The sequence below is a fragment of the Viridibacillus sp. NPDC096237 genome (assembly GCF_050278625.1).
Taxonomy (GTDB): domain Bacteria; phylum Bacillota; class Bacilli; order Bacillales_A; family Planococcaceae; genus Viridibacillus.
This window is the reverse complement of record NZ_JBNNTI010000023.1, coordinates 29,341-47,214: the sequence shown is the minus strand read 5'-3', so window position 1 is coordinate 47,214 and position 17,874 is coordinate 29,341. Positions and strand designations below refer to the sequence as shown.

The following is a 17,874-nucleotide window of genomic DNA, read 5'->3' as shown; positions in this document are numbered from 1 at the left end:
TTACATGTGTAACAATAGTGTCTGAATTGCTCATTTCTCTCTCTCCTTTATTTATTAGATTAAAGTTACAGTTAAAAAATTTAAATCTTAATTATGAGAGTATAAAAAATCCTCCCAATTTGTAATTGGAAGGGTTAGTCTTTCACTTATATTAAATAAGTTCTTTTTTGCCATTGGAATCATGACAAATAAAATGTAAACTGATATATAAAAATGGATAGACTAACCCTATATTTTGTAGTTTGAAGCTATTCATTTCAAATAAAAATATAAATTAGTTAACCATTGTCCATCCATCAGTCCTCTCATAATTGTATTTTTATATTAACAATATTTTTTATGAAATACAATTTTTAGCATCATCTTTACCTCAAATTACTGCTTGTTGTTCTTTTGATAATTTCCATACAATTTACCACAAGCAGCATCTATATCAATTCCAAATTGACTTCTAATGGCCACATTAATACCTGATGATTTCAATTCTTTTTAAAAATTAAATTCATCACCTTTTGTATCGACAAGTAGTCAGAAACTCCGTTAATTGTACAAGTGTATGTAGATAGCTAAATTGTTTTATATTACAGTCGAGCCTCTAATATAAATCTTGAGAAAGTCGGACCATATCTATACATTGAATCCCATTTTCAAAAATAGGCTCATCATAATGACGTATAAAGAAATCTCTATCTACATGAGTAAGTCGGAATCCACACTTTTGGTAAAGAGCAATTTGTGAAATACTTGAATTGCCTGTTCCTACTTCAATTGTTTTAAATTTTTTTGACTTGGCAGTAGCAATCGAATGCTGTATTAGCATTTTCCCTAGCCCTTTTCCTTGTTGGTCTTCTTGAATAGAAACATTCACTAACTCCGCAGTTTCAGGGCGTGTAGTGATTAATACATATACACCAATAATTCTCCCTTCGTCCTCCATCACAAAGCATTCTCCCCTTTGCAAATACTCAGAAACAATATCTTCGGAAGGATCTGCTTGTAACAACAAATCCATAGGTGCATTTTGAGTAGTATCTAATATTCTTATTTCCATGTAACTCACCTTCTTAAATATATTTATTTTGCTCTTCTTTCAAATAACTTTATCACAATAAATGGAAATAGTCATTTAGACAAATCCCGTAACATATATCATTTAGTATGAATGCACGAAAATGCTATATAGTGAGAGGAGTCTATGAATTGGATAATCCAAACCGAAATATAGAAGAAAATATACCTCAGCCTATCCGTAATAACGGTGAAGGAGGTTATGATACAGGTCCCAGGGATATTATGAGGGATCTTGAAAACCCTGACTTACTAGTACCACCAAAGACGGATGGTGGTTTGCTCCCTAACATGCGATTTTCGTTTTCAGACACTTCTATGACGTTAAATCATGGTGGATGGTCAAGAGAGATCACAGTTAGGGAATTGCCCATTGCGACAACACTTGCAGGAGTAAATATGAGCTTGACTGCTGGAGGTGTACGAGAATTGCATTGGCATCAACAAGCAGAATGGTCTTTTATGATATCCGGTCATGCACGAATCACATCCATTGATTCAGAAGGTCGTAACTTCATTGCTGATGTTGGCCCAGGCGACCTTTGGTACTTCCCACCTGGTCTACCACACTCAATCCAAGGGTTAGAACACTGTGAATTCTTACTCGTCTTCGATGACGGCTCCTTTTCCGATTTGAGTACTTTATCCATCTCAGATTGGTTTGCTCACACACCCAAAGATGTACTGTCTGCTAATTTTGGAGTACCTATTAATGCTTTCGATAACATTCCAATAGAGCAGGTCTATATTTTTCAAGATAAGGTTCCAGGTCCCCTGCAAAGTGAAAAGGTACAATCGCCTTATGGAACCATTCCTGAAAGCTTTAAGCATAAGTTACTAGCGCAAAAACCAATGAAAATCCCTGGAGGCACTGTACGAATTGTAGACTCCTCTAATTTTCCTATTTCTAAAAAAATTGCAGCTGCCCTTGTGAAGATTGAACCGGGTGCGATGAGAGAACTCCATTGGCATCCAAATAACGATGAGTGGCAGTATTACCTATCAGGACAGGGACGAATGACTGTATTTGGTGGTAACGGTATTGCTCGTACATTTGATTATCGTGCTGGTGATGTCGGCTATGTACCTTTTGCTAATGGACACTATATCCAAAATACTGGTACTGAAAGCTTATGGTTTTTGGAAATGTTCAAAAGCGATCGATTTGCCGATGTATCGTTAAATCAGTGGATGGCACTTACTCCTCATGACCTAATTGAAGGAAATTTAAATGTCGGACCAGAATTATTGGATGTCTTGAATAAAGTCAAATATCCAGTCGTTAAATTCCCTGGCTTTTCTTACTATCCTAGATAGCGATGAATTGCACTTTACAACTTAAAGGATAATTTAATTCCAATGAAAAAGGATGTCTCACGTTGAAAAAGTTAGGCATCCTTTTTCGCTTTCTTTAAAAGGTTTAAGGAAATATTTGTCGAATATAATCTCTTAAAGGTAGTTTTATTTATATAACATTGGAGGTAGGCATTGTGGTTGTTGAATTGGTTAAAATGGAAATAGAAGAAGTACATATGCTTCATGCAATGCAGAAGAAGGCGTTTCAAAAATTATTAGATAAATACCAAGATTATGAAACCAATCCAGCAAATGAATCGATTGAACGTTTGACAGAAAAAATACAGAACGGCTCTTTTTTCAAAATCATATCTGACAATAAATTTGTTGGTGCAATAAGAATCGTTCAACGAAATAATAGCAACTGGATTAGTCCTATCTTTATTCTCCCTGAATATCAAGGTAAAGGAATCGCACAAAAAGCGATGTTACTTGCTGAAGACTTATTCTCTGAATACAATGTATGGGAACTTCAAACGATATTACAGGAAAATAGCAATTGTTATTTATATGAAAAAATCGGATATAAACGAACAGACTTCGAACGTCAAATAAACAGTCGTATGACTTTAATAGGGTACAAAAAATAGATTTTGGTAAGGAGCCTTTTTAGAATTTACTCTAAAATAACAAAAGATAAATAGAGTTGATTCTCTGCTTATGCAGAATCAACTCTATTTATTGGGGACTTTATAGCGCATTAATTTCATAACGAATTTGCAATTTCCACCAATGTTGTAACAGGATTGTCTAATAGACTTTTCTCAATACTTAACATATAAGTCCAATTATTTTTATTAAACATAAGAATACTTGAAATATTTTTATCTATTCCTGCTGTTGAATAATAAGCTTTTGTTCCGTCTTTTAGAGGTATTATTTTAGAATGATTTGTACGATTAAGTAAAGTATTACCTTTTCTAGAAGGGGAGACATTTATAATGTAATTAAAATGTTTTTGCTCATTTAAATATTCAATCTCAAGATTCTCATTTCCTTGGTCAAATCGTCCGAAAGAGTGGGTAAAATCTAATGGTGGCAATTTTATTGGTAAATCTAAGTTTGTTTTATAATAAGATTCGGCTTCCTGTATTGCATCTGAAACAGATTTGTAACCTAAGTTATAATAGTCTTTTTCTATACTCCTTTGTTCTGATGATTTAACGGATTGCCATCCACAGAGGCAGAGAAAAAATCCAACTAATAAAATAATTGTTTTCTTTTTAGTCAATGTATTTTGTCCCCTTTTAGTTAATCTCTTAAATATATTCAAAATGGAAACGCTAATATGAATTGGCTATTTAAAATATAGTATGTTTCTATTTCATGAAATTATTTCAATTATTTACGAAAATCATTGTGTTATTTTGCCGATTAAGGCGTGTTTTATGGTATAAACCTCATTTACTACAACAACAAAATTATTTATTGATGCACACCTATATATTTACAATAATTAGCATAGAAATTATCTATTAATAAAAGAGTTTAATTCTATCTTTTTAGTAGCTATAGCATTAACGAAATATTCATTATGGTCTACACCAATCATAGTTGGTTGATACTTCTTTATCGAATCTATCAGCTGATTTACCACGAACATATCTAAATAATTGGTTACCTCGTCCCAAATAAACAACTCATTTTTACCTAATAATGCATTTGCTAATAGTACTTTTTTCTGTTCACCAGCACTCCAATTCTCACTTGATTTATCAGAAAAACTAGAACGTTCAATTCCTAATTGATATAATAGATGCCAATATTCTTCCTTTTCTTCTTTTGTAGATAATTGATTGAGCAGGGAAAAATAATCTAAATCCTCTTGTTTTTTTTGACTTAGTATAGATCGGTGTTCAGGTAAACTTATTCGATATTCACCTATAGTTTCTAGCTGTTCTCTTCCAAGGATAAAATTTAATAGAGTAGATTTACCCACTCCATTCTTCCCTTCAATAAAGAATCGTTCAGTTGGATAAACATCTATATTAATCGGTTCAAAAAGAGGTATCCCATCTCTTAAAATCGAAAAATCCCGAAAGAATAATATCTGTTTTCTTGGCTGTTTAACAATCATTTTAAGTTCAGAAACATTTTCGATATTATGAAGGAGACTTTCCTTTTCTTCAATCATCACTTCTGTTCGTTTTTTGACTGCTTTAGCTCTTTTCATTTGTTTTGCAGCTGATCGTCTTGCTGAGGCATCTCTTGTACTATTCTCTCTTTTTAGCCCCCAGGTACTCATTTGGCTGGAAACATCATTTAGTCGTTTAATTTCCGTTTTTAGTTGGGCATTCTTTTCTTCAGAAAGCATATCTGCATTTGCTTTTTCATCCACGTATCTACATTGCCGCTAATTATGTCAATAGATTCCTTATTAATTGCTAAAACATGATCAACGAATTGATTTAAAAAAGATTCATCATGGCTAATAACAATAAACCCCTTTTTCTTCTTTAAATATTGACTAACGATTTTTCTGCCATGCAAATCTAAATTATTTGTCGGTTCATCAATTAGAGGAAATGAATTTTCATTCAAAAATAACTCAATTAGCAAAAGTTTTGTTTGTTCCCCACCACTTAATACATTAAAATTTCCATCTAAAATGTCATGCGATAAATCCATATAGGTTAACTCACGCTCAATTTGCCAAATATCGATATGCGGGTTTTGTTTAAGTAATACTTCTAACGCGGTTAACTTATTATTAATGTCTGGATATGACGGGAAATATTTAAAACCTAATGTTGACTGTATAGAACCTTTGTACTCAAGTTGGTTTAAAAGTATTTTTAAAAAGGTTGTTTTTCCTCGACCATTCCTGCCAACAAGTCCTAACTTCCAATTTTCGTTGATGTTTAAATTTACATTTTTAAAAATCGGTTTTAACATCGATAAGTATTTAAATGTCACATTTTTTATAAGAATATTCTCTGTCATTCAAATCACCTCTAGTATGAGAGGAAACAAAAAAATCCCCCCATTAATTTGGAAGGATTAGTCGATTCATATATTTATTCATTTCATGTCAAATAAACCTATTTCTAACGCATTAGGTTCTTCGAAATATGATAAATGAGCAGACTAATCCTATTTTACAAGTACATGTTTATACTTTTTTGTAAAAAATAGAATTAGTTTACCATTGTCCACTCATCATCCCTTCAAAGCTATTACACGAAATATAGCATAAAGTAAATTCCAGTGTCAACTAAATTTTAACTTTATATGAATATATTTGATATAATAGAACGGATTTTGATTTCATAATAACAGTAAAACGAACTTAGTATGTAACTATTGATTTTAGAAAAAGGTCATCAATTGTAGATTTAGAATTAATTTTAACTATTTCACTTTCCCTTGAATTAACCTATATTAATCCGCAAATGCTAATATCCTTTTAAATCTTTCAAAAAATTTAGCAGGTTTTTTTGTTTGGTCTTTTTCATTTTCAATTACCTCTGGATTATGATAAGGTAAATTAATTTGTTCCCAATCAAACCCTTCATTTGTACATTTGATAAACAAATCATAGGCTTCCCCATCAGAAGGAAACATTGTTACTCTTGACTCTTCATTTTCTAAAGCAACTTCAATCGCCTCTTTTATTCCTAGTAATGCAGCTCGATTCGCAACCATATAAGCATTACCTTTCCACATTTGTTGACCAAATAAATGACAATAATACGATTCCTCTTCCGAATCTTTTTCTTTTTGGAACAATTGACTTAACTTCTGCTCTGTTTCCTCGTTATTATGAACATCTAAATATACGTCAATGCTTAGCTCATTTGCATCTTTTTCCTTTAGATGTGAAACAAATTGTTCATATATTTCATTGTTTTCAATAAAAAGATACGAATCAATGCCGTTTTCGTCCTCTAATAGAAATCCAAAGCTATAAATTTGTATTCCGTTGCGTTCATAAAGATACTGCATTACATTGTTAGATATTACCTTAGATTGAATGAGGGTAAAACGATTTGATTTCTCTCTCATTTTTAAATGGCTTTTTAATCCATTGTTACCTGAAAGACTAAATGCGGTAAATAGCGTATTTCCCATATGAATCACTCCCATTTTTCGTGTTAATTAAATACTACAAGAATAATTAACATTTTAATGCATTCCTTGATCAACCAAACAGACCTTTTTGTTTAAGTACATTTCTTCATTATCTCCACATCAACTTTAACATAAAAATACAATAAAAAATCACCTCTATTATAACAAAAGAGGTGGTTTTTATAGAACTTTAAAAGACTTTTAGAGTTAATTTAGTCTTATCTTTTTATCATTAATTTCTCTAACTCATTTATTACTGAAGGTAAATCTGTATTCATTTCAAATAATGCAGCTGTACAATAGACACCTTCAATAAACGAGACATCCATAATCTCAATTTCTTTCTCTGAGAGTTCCGCAACCATTTCAAGATTCATCTTGGCACTACCCAAATCATAAAAAGCAAAAAGTTGATCACATGTATTTTCCTCAATCGCATGTTGAACTGTTTCAAAGCTGGTGCCAATATCACCATCCACTGTTCCACCGACATATGTTATAGACACATTAGGTGCAACTTGGTGTATTAAATCATATAAACCTTTAGCGATATCCTTACTATGTGACACTAATACTATGCCAATATTAGTAGCCATTTAAATCACCTGCTTCTAAAAGTGCTTCAAAAAATAGTTTAGAGGACGCGGCACCTGGGTCTATTTCCTTTATAGATCTATCGCCTAGGAAGGATGCTCTGCCTTTAGTTGCCTTTAACTCGGTAACCTTTGTTAGGGTTGTTTCTAAAATCTCTGTTGTTAGCTGTTTTTCTTCTAAGGATTCAATAGCTGGCGCCCATAAATCTAGCATTGTTTTCTGACCGACATCTGATTTCCCTCGTTTTTTTATCCCATCAAATCCGGCTTTGATTACATTTACTAATTCATCATGCTGTAACTCTTCTTTCGTGCCAATGGCTTTTGCCATTTCTAGAAACGCCGTACCATATAGAGGGCCTGAAGCGCCACCTACCCCACTAATCCATTTCATCGCAGCATGCTTAAATACATCTGCTAAATGAACAGGTGGCGTTTCTTGCCATGAAGAGAGTAATTGTTGCGCTCCCCTTGCCATGTTCATGCCGTGGTCTCCATCACCAATAATACGATCGTATTCACTTAATTGTTCTTTATCTTGAATTACTTTTTCTGCAAATAAGGTGAACCATTTTTGTGCAGACACTTTTGTGATGATCATTAGAAACTCCCCCTTACCAAGCAGGTGCTAGTGTACTTTCAGTTAAATATTCAAGCCATTTCGCATCTTCTAATTGTAATAATGTTAAAGACACACCTGCCATATCAATAGCAGTCATGTAATTCCCGACTTTTTTAAATTGTACTTTGTAGCCTTTTTCCTGCAATATATTTAAACAATCATGTGCGAAAATATATTGCTCCATAAGTGGCGTAGCACCCATACCGTTAATAAGTACAGCAAGAGTTTGATCCGTCGTCCATTTGGTTTCCACTTCAATTTTATGAATTAACGCTTCTGCAATTTCACGAGAAGTTTTGATTTTTTCACGGCTATAACCAGGTTCTCCGTGTATCCCAATACCAAACTCCATTTCATCCTTGTCTAAGTCAAAACCAGGCTTACCAATCTCAGGAACAATGGCAGGTTTTATAGCAACGCCAACAGTGGCAAGATGTGCTACGACACTTTCTGCTAGCGTTTTAATTTCTTCAAGAGAGGCCCCTTTTTCTGCGGCTGCACCGATAATTTTATGCACTATTATTGTACCGGCAACTCCGCGACGCCCCTCTGTATAGCTACTATCGAATACAGCAACATCATCATTGACTATAACGTAGTCTACTGCAGTACCTTCTAACTCTGCCAGATCCTTTGCCATTTCAAAATTCATGCAATTCCCACTATAATTCTTAATGACAAGGAAAACACCTGAGCCTTGATCTGCAGCTTTTATGGCACTAAATACTTGATCGGGTGTAGGAGAGGTAAAAACATGTCCACATACTGCTGCATCTAGCATCCCTTGACCAACAAAACCTGCATGTGCAGGCTCATGCCCACTTCCACCCCCACTAATGATACCGACTTTATTTGTTGTAAATTGAGAGCGTGTAATGACATGTGTATCTTCTAAATACGTCACGTCATAGTGGACTAGTTTGTATCCCGCCAACATATCCACTAGCACTTGTTCAGGTTGATTAATAATTTTCTTCACCATCTTACCCCCTATGAAAACTACATAAGCTTAAATTGTTGCACAAATAAAATCTTTCATTCTACTATTTGTCTGCTAACACTAATCTATGCAGTTAACTGGGGAAATAGGCGAACTCTAATACAATTCGCAGTAATAAATATGTGAATAAAACCAATTGTCTTCTTTACATAGAGATAACTGATTCAAAATTTAAAAAAGAGATTATTATTTTAATAATAATCATTTATACTATAGAAAACGTTTTAATAATCGATATACTATAGCAACATTAGAGAGAAGATGAATACAATCGAAACTTTCCCAGAAATGTATGAACTGATTGATATATTTGAATCAATACCAGAGATATTAGACAAAGACTTAGATTGGTATTATAACGAACTCACATTTGTATTGAGACGAAATAACGAAATACTTGAAGTAATTATTGAACCTGCGATAAATCGACTAAGATTAATTTGGAGAGACGAAAAAAGGATACGAATGGAATTAGATTTAGAAGAAGTAGCAGGTTTAGTCATTACTAAAAATAATGGCGAGGAATCTATTCAAGTATCATTCAAAGGTTCATTAATGAAAGATTTGATTGTTAATACGAAGCCATATATTTCTGTAGTATGGGGTACACTCCAAGATATTTAAAGGTTTATAAAAAAGCTTGTTGATTTCCAAAATCACAAGCTTTTTACTATCATTATAGATACGTTTTCATTGAAGTGTTGTATCACCTTGTTAGATAAATTTTTTATTGAATATCGGTAGGGGAATTTTTATCATTTGAAGATGAGTTCGAAAATTGCATTTTGAATTTTTCAAATAAAATTAGGGGGATTCAAAAAAAGAATCCCCCCCTTTAAATTAAACTTAACCTAATATAAAGAACATTTACGCATTGAAATACTCAATGATTTCATAACCTACATAATCTGTTTTTGCTGGATATTTACTTCGATAATAACAATTCCAATAACTGATTACTCTACTTTCAATTGTATTATAAAATGTTGCATTTTCTGCAATAAACTCTGTTGTTATAGCCTTATCAATATTATCTAAATTATCTTTTATCACTTTTAAAATTTCGATTACATACTCCCCTGCAAGTTGAATTATATAGGGAATTATCCAATTGTAGTTATTACATTGATTAATTATCTTTTTTAAATGTTCTTCTCTAATAAACCCATCATGATGTCTTGTAAATAAACAATTTAATATTACTTGTTGTCTATCTGTTAATGTGTTGTATTGCAATAAGGAAGGTTCATTCATATATATTCGTTCAGGAATAATCAACTTACTTCCACTAAAATTAACCTCAAAACCAGATGAAAAGTCTAGCTTGTTTGATTGTTTAATCATACTTAAAACTCTACTCACATCTTCCTTTAATTCAGTTGGAAATGCTTTCAATAATTTATTAGTTTTAATTAACATATTTTCACCACCTTTAATTTGCTCACTAACTGGTATGCCTTTTTGTAAGTATAGTAGAATTTCAACAGTTCCTAAAATTCAACTAATCGCAGTATTACCATATTAATGAATAATCCGATATTGATTAACCGGTCTACCTACACCCCCGTATTGAATATCGATGACGACTTTTTGCTGTTTTTCTAGATAATCAAGGTAACGGCGTGCAGTGACACGTGCAAGGCCGACACCATTGGCAACTTCTTCAGCAGAAATGGCTGCTTCTTGTTTTTCAATATAAGAAACAATTTTCTCTAATGTAGAACCGTTTAGACCTTTTGGTAAGTTATTCGGCTCTTTTCTAGTATTTTGTTGATGATGTAATAATTCGTCGAGTTCACGTTGAGTCAATTCGTTTTTTTCGGATACTTTCTCTTTAAAATGCATGTAATTTTCAAGAGTATGTTTAATGCGTTCGTATGTAAATGGTTTCATAATGTAATCAAATACTCCGAGTTGTAACACATGTTGAATCGTTTTCATATCGTTAGCGGCTGTCACTGTGATGACATCCACCTTTGTATCACTTTCACGAAGCTTTTGCAGAGTTTTAATGCCGTCTTGTTCTGGCATGAATATGTCCATGACGACTAGATCTGGCTTCAACTGCTTAATCTGTTTCATCCCTTCAATACCGTTCCCTGCAGTACCGACTATGCGAAATCCTTTGACACGTTCGATAAATTGACGATTTACTTGGCGTACCATTGGGTCATCTTCTACTAATAACACAGAAATGGGAAGCATACTCTAGCCCTCCTTTATAAATAAAAAGTGATGAAAAAGCTAGTACCTTCACCAGGTTTACTGGACACTTCAATTGTACCGTTTCCTTTTTTCACAATTTCATCAATTAAGTATAACCCGATGCCGTGATTTTTTTGTGCTTTTGTTGTAAAACCATTCTGAAAAATTTGCTCCAGTTTGTCTTCATGAATACCTGTTCCATTGTCTTCTACTAGAATAGATAGAGTATGTTCGTCTTGATCAATACTTATCAGAACATGCTTTTCTTCTCTTTTTACATTCTGTAGTGCATCAAAAGCATTTTCGATTAGATTACCTAGAAGGATTACGAAATCATTGAATGCTAGGCTTTCAGGTATATAGGACAGCTGGCTGTTCATATCAATTTCTACTTCAATACCTAGCTCTTTGCCATGATTAATTTTACTTAATAATAGGCCAGAGATGTTCTGGTTTTTTATCCTCTCATCTAAAAAATTTGTAATACCATCTTGTTGCTCTTTTACTTTTACAATATAAGCTAGCGCTTGATCGTAGTGCCCAAGCTGTAATAGCCCTGCTACAGTATGCATTTTGTTTTTATGTTCATGATTTTGAATACGCAATGCTTGTACAAATTCTTGAACCCCTGTCAATTCCTCCGCAAGCTTATTCACTTCTGTACGGTCTTGGAATATAGCGATAGCCCCTACTGTTTCATTATTAACTTCAATTGGTACACGATTGCTCATAATACTATGCTGATTAATGAAGAGCTCTTTGTTATATACAGGTTTGTTATAGTCAAGAATTTCAGGCAAACGTGTATCAGGTAAAATATGATAGATTTTCTTGCCAATAAAGTCGTCACCTTCTACACCAAGGATTTGCCGAGCTTTGTTGTTAAAAATGGTCACTGTAGATTCATTGTCAATCGCGATAATACCCTCATGCATCGCATTAAATGTTTCTGTTCGCTCTACATAAAGTCTTGCAATTTCATGTGGCTCTAAGCCGAACATCTGCTTTTTCATATGACGACCTAATACCCACGCCCCCCACGCTCCAAAAAAGAGGCTAAGCATGGTCGCTATTATTATTTCACTTTGAATACTATTAATAATCTCTAAAACAGATGGTAAACTGTAGCCAACGATCACAACCCCAACCTGCTTGTGCTCTTCATTCATTACTGGAACGAATGCACGAACCACGTTACCGATTTCACCTTTTGCTTTGGAAATATAATAATGTTCAACAAAAGCTGCACTTTCATCAACGGTATTAGAGGTTTGTCCTATCATGCTTTTGACAGGATGTGATAATCGTCTATGTTCCATATCTAAAACAACAATATAATCTGCCTTATTTATGACACGAATGCCTTCAACTGTTTGATTGATTGTAGCAGATTTTTTTTCAAACGATGTATTTGAAACAAGATGCTCTCGTATTTCTGGTAATTTCCCTACCGTCCTTGCTATTAACATTGCTTCAGTTCCGAGCTCTTTTTCTTTTGTTTTCATAATATTTCCGAGAACGAAAATTCCCGCAACTAATAGTGAAAAAACGATAAGGAAAAAGGTGAGCGACATTATTTTACTATTCATTGATATTTGCTTTGTTTTCATCGCGCTTCCCCTTGAATATTTTTAGAATGCCTTCATTGTAACATTAGAAACTGTGTTAGAATGTAAAGAAAAATGTCAGAATGTAATGGAGAACATAAATGCGTCTATATATTACTACAGCTATCATCACTTTAATAGTACTTATTGGTATCATAGGCTATCAACAAAAGTCTGGACTAGATTCTACATTACCAATCGATGAAGAACAAGGCGGATTAAATGACCAAATCGTCATCAATTTTAGCCATATTGTAGCAGAAGATACACCTAAGGGACAAACTGCAATAAAATTCGCTGAATTATTAGAACAAAAAACAGATGGTCGAATTCGCGTTGTAATCTATCCAAACGGCTTACTCTATAATGATAATAATGAGTTGGATGCTTTGGAACGCGGAGATGTTGAGATGATTGCACCATCGTTTTCGAAAATGACGACAATGCTGCCGACATGGCAAGTATTAGATTTACCTTATTTATTTCATACGGAAGATGAAGTCGAACAGGTTTTAACAGGGCCTTTCGGAGAACAATTATTAAATCAACTAGGGCGATTTAATATTAAGGGGTTAGCTTTTTGGAATAATGGTTTTAAACAAATATTATCTTCTGGTGAACCAATACTTACCGCAGAAGATTTTGAGGGACTAAAAGTGCGTGCCATGCCAAGTAAAGTCTTGCAGCAGCAATTTAAGTTATTTCACGCTACCCCGTTTGCAACTTCCTTTGATGAACTATATACAGAATTAGAAAAAAAAGAACTAAATGCGCAAGAAAATACAATTTCCAACATTTACTCTAAAGGCTTTTATAAACTACAAAAAAACTTAACTATTACAAATCATGGTGTACTAGGCTATGCTATTATGATGAACGAGGATTTTTATAATAGCTTACCATCAGATTTACAGGAAGAAGTTGTTCAGGCTATAAATGAGGCTACAGCTTGGAATTTTGAACATTCTAAGCAAATGAATGATAAAGATTTGGAGAGTTTACAACAAATATCCGATGTTCAAATCAACACGTTATCGAATGATGAAAAACAAAGATGGCAAAAACTTTTCAAACCAATTTACGATAATTATCGTAAACAGGTAAGTGAAACCTTTTTGCAGGAAATCGAAAAAGAAATCAACAAGAAATAACATCAGCTACACTTCTGTACTATTACAACACAAGTTTAATCTATGTGTAATATAATTTTTTTTAAGCCTTGGTTTTCTACAAGGCTTTTTCTTATACCTTGATATGACTATGTTTTGGAGGGAATATAAATTTCAACACAATTCAAGACCAATATGACCAAAAGGAACTTTATCACCATAACATTTAAAACTTTAACAACAGCGTTATGATGGAATCATTGAAAGCGTATCAATAATAACTACAAAGAAGGCCTGTCATATGAGAATTAACTTTAAAAATTTAACAGTTCAAGTTATCTGTGCAATTATGCTTAATTGTAGTAGGCGCATTGTTCCCCACTTTCGGGTCACAATTAAAAGTGCTTGCTGATATTTTCATTAAATTAATTAAAATGTTAATTGCTCCAATTCGAAGGAAAAGCATTAATCTATTTTGAAATCGTGTCATCTATTGCTCTAAAAATAGGATTAATCGTTGTACATATTATTCAACCAGGTAAAGGTTTAGATACTTCTTCTGCAACTACAAGTGATGTAGCGCAATTCACAAAACAGGCTGCAAAATCTGAACACGGCATTGCAAGTTTTATCATGGGCACTTTTCTAATTAATTTTCCCAATTAGAAAAGAATTATAAATCCTTCTTAAAGTAACCTGCTTCGTTAGTTGAAGAACAAACATCCTTAGAAAACAGCCTTAAATAAATTTAACTAAAAAAAACTCGACCCATAATGGATCGAGTTTTTTATTTGATTTTATTTTTTTACTTTCATTTATACCGTTGAATGTCAGTTTCTAAGTTTTTTATCTGTTTACCGACCTTGTTGTCATTCAACATTTAGTTGAATATGCTTTCGTTTATTTTAAGTATTCCTTTGTACCATCACCTGTAATATCTGCTAAACCCGAAAAATCCAAACTACTCCTTGAATTTTTGTTCCCAAAATTTTTCGCCAATCAGTATTGTCCTTTTTAAGCACTATTGATCCAAACTGGGAAGGGGAAGGTTGATCTTTTGCTTTAAAAGATTATTTCTATCTGCCTGTCGAAAAAACTAACGTCGACGGCAACCCTGATGATCATATATACAAAACAAAAAAATTCACATTATTTCCTTGCAGAAATAGGTGGAGCCGTAAGAACTACGTCATTCTCTTTTAACTGTACGCGAAAAATATATACAGGTTGAGAAAAACTTTTGTATCATTGGAGTGCTCTAAATTATACTCTGTAATGACTAATGTCTCACCTTCAAATTCTTCACCCGCTCCGATTTGTCTATACGAATTAACCGATTCCTAATATACTTAGGAACCGGTAATATTCGTATATTTACTAAAGCAATAAAATCCCTCCAAGTATCACACTTTTTTTTGAAACTTTGTTGTTCTTTGTTTCGCCCAAATGATACATTTTTTTTCAATTAAATGATACGATAATATAGAACAAAGTATTGTCATTGTAATACATAAGATAAAAAGGAAAGGGATAGGTATCTTTGCATACAAAAGTTTAAATAGTACCATCATGATTGGAAAATGACACAAATAGATACTATATGAAATTTCTCCTAAGTATACAAATACACGCTTATTTAAAATTGCTTTTACTTTTAGGTTACTCATAGCCATTATAATAAGTATACAAATACCAATTACGACACCCCAATCTTTTAATAAGAAAGTAGTATCATTTTGAGAAAATCCATAAATCAAAATGGAATATAAATATAGAATAATCCCTAATGCAGTAAGAAGTCTTCTATTTAATTTTTTCATATTCCTATATAAGTAGATAAGTTTTTCCTGATGCTTAAAAAGTAACATTCCTACCATAAACATAGATGTAAAATGCAGTGTATCTGCATAACCATTATAAAATCCCTCAGCTTTCCCAATATGCAACATATTAAAGAAAATACTAATTAAAGAAAAGCTCATGGCAAATAGTATCGTTTTCTTCCAACTCTGTTTATAAAAAAGAAGGAATAACAAAGGAAACACGATTGATATACGCATTTCTTGAGCCAATGACCAGATAACTGGATTATAATTTTCCGTAAAAAAGTTATTAAGAAGCACAAGGTGATTAATAATATCTAATATTGTTATAGACCCTTGCCACCTATCATAGAACCAATCCCGTAGTCCTGTTACTTCATACGACGAAAACAAAATAAATAAAGCAAAGGTGATGAATATCCATACATAATAAGGGATATAGATTCGTACAAATCGCTTAATTAAATATCCCCAATAATTTGTTTTTGAATGATAAAGTGCCATAGATAACACAAAACCACTGAGTACATAAAAAACGATTACAGCTTCCCCGCCAGCCCATAAAAACCTAAGCGGGGAGAATTTAACATAATTAGGCAACGATGGTAGCATTAAACAAAAATGTCCAAATACCACTGCAAAAGCCGCTAATCCTCGTATTGAATCTAATTCTCTTAATCTCTTACTCATAAAATGTTCTCCTTTTAAATTATTGATGTTGCTTGTTAATAAAGGCCACTATACTAGTGTAGTGGGAGTCACTATGTATTTCTTTTGCGTATCAAAAATCCCTGCGCTATATGCACAGGGATTCTATTACTACTTACCTGACGTTATCATCATATTTCAAGTTCCATCAACATTTCTTGTAACGGGTTCTTTTTTACTTTTGTTTGTTTCCATTCTACTTTTTCATTTGATTTTAGTTTGTCCGTTTTCACATCCTCTGTAACTACTGCAACACCCACTAATAATCCTGTACTTAAAAGTGTTCCTGCTAATAATGTTTTAAATAAATTACTGAATAAGGTCTAATAGATAAGCGATAAGACTTTCAACAGAGGGAATTATCGATATCGATCTTAATGAATTTGTCCTTGATTGAAGAATTAATTATACTTTCTTATAATGTTCGCAAAGCAAAAGGGAGATATCAATAAAAAGAAGTACAGTTCTGTAACTGTGCTCTTTTTATTTTAACTAACAGTTGATTTTAATTAAAATAGGGAAAAATAAAAAACGAACCTCTCCATTCCGCAAAGTTCTTTGTAATACTATAAAGATTTATTTACATAAACGGCATTCCCCCTTTAGTTGAATAAAAAAAGAGCTATCTGAACAGCTCAACAATCTAGATACAGTTACTCTAGCCAGTCTTTCTGAATTTGGATAGAGGTAGAATTGTTGATTGAATTTCATCCCTGAAGGTCCAATTATTTGGTAGATCCAGTTTAAAATTTTAAAACATTGTAAGTCCACTCCATCTTTTAAATGGTTCTTAATACTAATAACTACAATATTTTCGATGAATTCAAATCTAGGTTTCTAGGGAGGAATATTGTTAATTTTGCAAAATCCTTTTACGAATTGTTTTAAAAAATCTGTATCTATACTACTTTTCATCAAAAAATCACTCCTATTTTTATTTGTTATATAAATTGTCATTTCAAGTCGAACATGTCAGATAACTCATAAATACTTCAAAAGGCGTATTGAAATTAAGGACTTTTCTAGGTACTTGATTGAAATTCAAGAGAAACGTCATGATTTCGTTTCGAGTAAACTTGTTAAAGTCTAATAGGATTTCTAGTCCTTTTTCAATTTCGGTTCACATGTGAAATTCTTTTCGCCTATTGGCTGTTATTGATTTCACTAGTTTTTTTGGGAGGTTTTTCAGAAGATTATAATTTCTCTAGCTGTTTCGTAGGCAGTTTTAGATACTAATTTTTGAACGATTGTAAATCTGCTCATACGTTCTGTAAGTATGAGAATCTGGCTTTGACCTTTACCAATTACTGTGTCTACTTCCCAGTATCCTATTTCGCTTCGTGGAGCCTGACGATAATCTACATAATAATATGATCTTGATGCCTTCTATGTTCAGATACCTTTCCAAATTCGCCTAGTATTCTGATGTCTCAAAACTGAGGATTTCCCTACTATTTTGATATAAACTCAACTCCGAAACTATAGAAGAAAGTTCCAGCTGTACTAATACATAATGATTTTTATTATCTGTACTATAAAAATAAAGAACCTTTTGTAGAATATTGTAGATATTCACAACCCCTTGCGCCGTCTGCATTTGAGAGCATTTTCAATACCCTAAAATACAAAAGACCAAAAAGACCGAAAAGAACATTATCACCAAAATATATGAAAACGTTTTCTTAGCACTTATGATAATAGCAATGAAAACG

General features: G+C 32.8%; 17 protein-coding genes and 2 pseudogenes. 5 read left to right on the top strand and 14 right to left on the bottom strand.

Annotated features, from left to right (window positions below):
- Positions 1-375: 375 nt before the first annotated feature.
- Positions 376-489 (bottom strand): annotated as a pseudogene (locus tag ACQKMD_RS13585) (23S rRNA (adenine(2503)-C(8))-methyltransferase ClbB); the annotation flags it as partial.
- 106 nt (positions 490-595) lie between these two features.
- Positions 596-1,051, bottom strand: coding sequence for a GNAT family N-acetyltransferase (locus ACQKMD_RS13580; RefSeq protein WP_427752668.1), 456 nt, complete (start codon positions 1,049-1,051; stop codon positions 596-598).
- Between the two features lie 149 nt (positions 1,052-1,200).
- Here ACQKMD_RS13580 and ACQKMD_RS13575 point away from each other — a divergent pair, with 149 nt between their 5' ends.
- Positions 1,201-2,385 (top strand): oxalate decarboxylase family bicupin, encoded by a 1,185-nt coding sequence (locus tag ACQKMD_RS13575; protein WP_427752666.1) that lies wholly within the window; start codon positions 1,201-1,203, stop codon positions 2,383-2,385.
- A gap of 227 nt (positions 2,386-2,612) precedes the next feature.
- On the top strand, positions 2,613-3,014 hold the full coding sequence (locus ACQKMD_RS13570) for a GNAT family N-acetyltransferase (RefSeq protein ID WP_427752683.1): 402 nt from the start codon (positions 2,613-2,615) through the stop codon (positions 3,012-3,014).
- Between the two features lie 116 nt (positions 3,015-3,130).
- Here ACQKMD_RS13570 and ACQKMD_RS13565 read toward each other — a convergent pair whose 3' ends face one another.
- From ACQKMD_RS13565 to dhaK, 7 genes are all read right to left on the bottom strand, one after another.
- A complete protein-coding gene (locus ACQKMD_RS13565) occupies positions 3,131-3,655 on the bottom strand; it encodes a hypothetical protein (RefSeq protein ID WP_427752665.1) in 525 nt (174 codons plus the stop codon).
- A gap of 237 nt (positions 3,656-3,892) precedes the next feature.
- Positions 3,893-4,762 (bottom strand): ATP-binding cassette domain-containing protein, encoded by an 870-nt coding sequence (locus ACQKMD_RS13560; protein WP_427752664.1) that lies wholly within the window; start codon positions 4,760-4,762, stop codon positions 3,893-3,895.
- The gene (locus ACQKMD_RS13555) at positions 4,708-5,367 is read right to left on the bottom strand and encodes an ATP-binding cassette domain-containing protein (protein ID WP_427752663.1); all 660 of its coding nucleotides are present in this window, start codon (positions 5,365-5,367) and stop codon (positions 4,708-4,710) included. The genes ACQKMD_RS13560 and ACQKMD_RS13555 overlap by 55 nt, the downstream gene beginning before the upstream one ends.
- Positions 5,368-5,805: 438 nt before the next feature.
- On the bottom strand, positions 5,806-6,495 hold the full coding sequence (locus tag ACQKMD_RS13550; protein WP_427752662.1) for a hypothetical protein: 690 nt from the start codon (positions 6,493-6,495) through the stop codon (positions 5,806-5,808).
- Positions 6,496-6,713: 218 nt separating this feature from the next.
- Positions 6,714-7,091 (bottom strand): dihydroxyacetone kinase phosphoryl donor subunit DhaM, encoded by a 378-nt coding sequence (gene dhaM, locus ACQKMD_RS13545; RefSeq protein ID WP_427752661.1) that lies wholly within the window; start codon positions 7,089-7,091, stop codon positions 6,714-6,716.
- The gene (dhaL, locus tag ACQKMD_RS13540; RefSeq protein WP_427752660.1) at positions 7,081-7,689 is read right to left on the bottom strand and encodes a dihydroxyacetone kinase subunit DhaL; all 609 of its coding nucleotides are present in this window, start codon (positions 7,687-7,689) and stop codon (positions 7,081-7,083) included. The genes dhaM and dhaL overlap by 11 nt, the downstream gene beginning before the upstream one ends.
- 13 nt (positions 7,690-7,702) lie before the next feature.
- Positions 7,703-8,689, bottom strand: coding sequence for a dihydroxyacetone kinase subunit DhaK (dhaK, locus tag ACQKMD_RS13535; RefSeq protein ID WP_427752659.1), 987 nt, complete (start codon positions 8,687-8,689; stop codon positions 7,703-7,705).
- Between the two features lie 282 nt (positions 8,690-8,971).
- Between dhaK and ACQKMD_RS13530 the strand changes: the two genes are divergently transcribed.
- On the top strand, positions 8,972-9,334 hold the full coding sequence (locus ACQKMD_RS13530; protein WP_427752657.1) for a hypothetical protein: 363 nt from the start codon (positions 8,972-8,974) through the stop codon (positions 9,332-9,334).
- Between the two features lie 243 nt (positions 9,335-9,577).
- Here ACQKMD_RS13530 and ACQKMD_RS13525 read toward each other — a convergent pair whose 3' ends face one another.
- The 3 genes from ACQKMD_RS13525 to ACQKMD_RS13515 all read right to left on the bottom strand — a co-directional run bounded on the left by ACQKMD_RS13525 (position 9,578) and on the right by ACQKMD_RS13515 (position 12,525).
- Complete coding sequence (locus tag ACQKMD_RS13525) at positions 9,578-10,129, bottom strand: hypothetical protein (RefSeq protein ID WP_427752656.1); 552 nt, start codon at positions 10,127-10,129, stop codon at positions 9,578-9,580.
- Positions 10,130-10,231: 102 nt separating this feature from the next.
- A complete protein-coding gene (locus tag ACQKMD_RS13520; protein ID WP_427752655.1) occupies positions 10,232-10,915 on the bottom strand; it encodes a response regulator in 684 nt (227 codons plus the stop codon).
- A gap of 14 nt (positions 10,916-10,929) precedes the next feature.
- On the bottom strand, positions 10,930-12,525 hold the full coding sequence (locus tag ACQKMD_RS13515) for an ATP-binding protein (RefSeq protein ID WP_427752654.1): 1,596 nt from the start codon (positions 12,523-12,525) through the stop codon (positions 10,930-10,932).
- 98 nt (positions 12,526-12,623) lie between these two features.
- On the opposite strand from ACQKMD_RS13515, the gene ACQKMD_RS13510 reads away from it, so the two are divergent.
- Both ACQKMD_RS13510 and ACQKMD_RS13505 read left to right on the top strand, forming a co-directional pair.
- Entirely contained in the window at positions 12,624-13,673 is a 1,050-nt protein-coding gene (locus ACQKMD_RS13510) for a DctP family TRAP transporter solute-binding subunit (RefSeq protein ID WP_427752653.1), read from the top strand.
- 259 nt (positions 13,674-13,932) lie between these two features.
- Positions 13,933-14,267: pseudogene (locus ACQKMD_RS13505) on the top strand (cation:dicarboxylate symporter family transporter); the annotation flags it as partial.
- Between the two features lie 767 nt (positions 14,268-15,034).
- Here the strand turns inward: ACQKMD_RS13505 and ACQKMD_RS13500 are convergent.
- Both ACQKMD_RS13500 and ACQKMD_RS13495 read right to left on the bottom strand, forming a co-directional pair.
- Complete coding sequence (locus ACQKMD_RS13500; protein ID WP_427752652.1) at positions 15,035-16,144, bottom strand: acyltransferase family protein; 1,110 nt, start codon at positions 16,142-16,144, stop codon at positions 15,035-15,037.
- A 149-nt stretch (positions 16,145-16,293) separates the two neighbouring features.
- Entirely contained in the window at positions 16,294-16,422 is a 129-nt protein-coding gene (locus ACQKMD_RS13495; RefSeq protein WP_427752684.1) for a hypothetical protein, read from the bottom strand.
- Between the last annotated feature and the right edge of the window lie 1,452 nt (positions 16,423-17,874).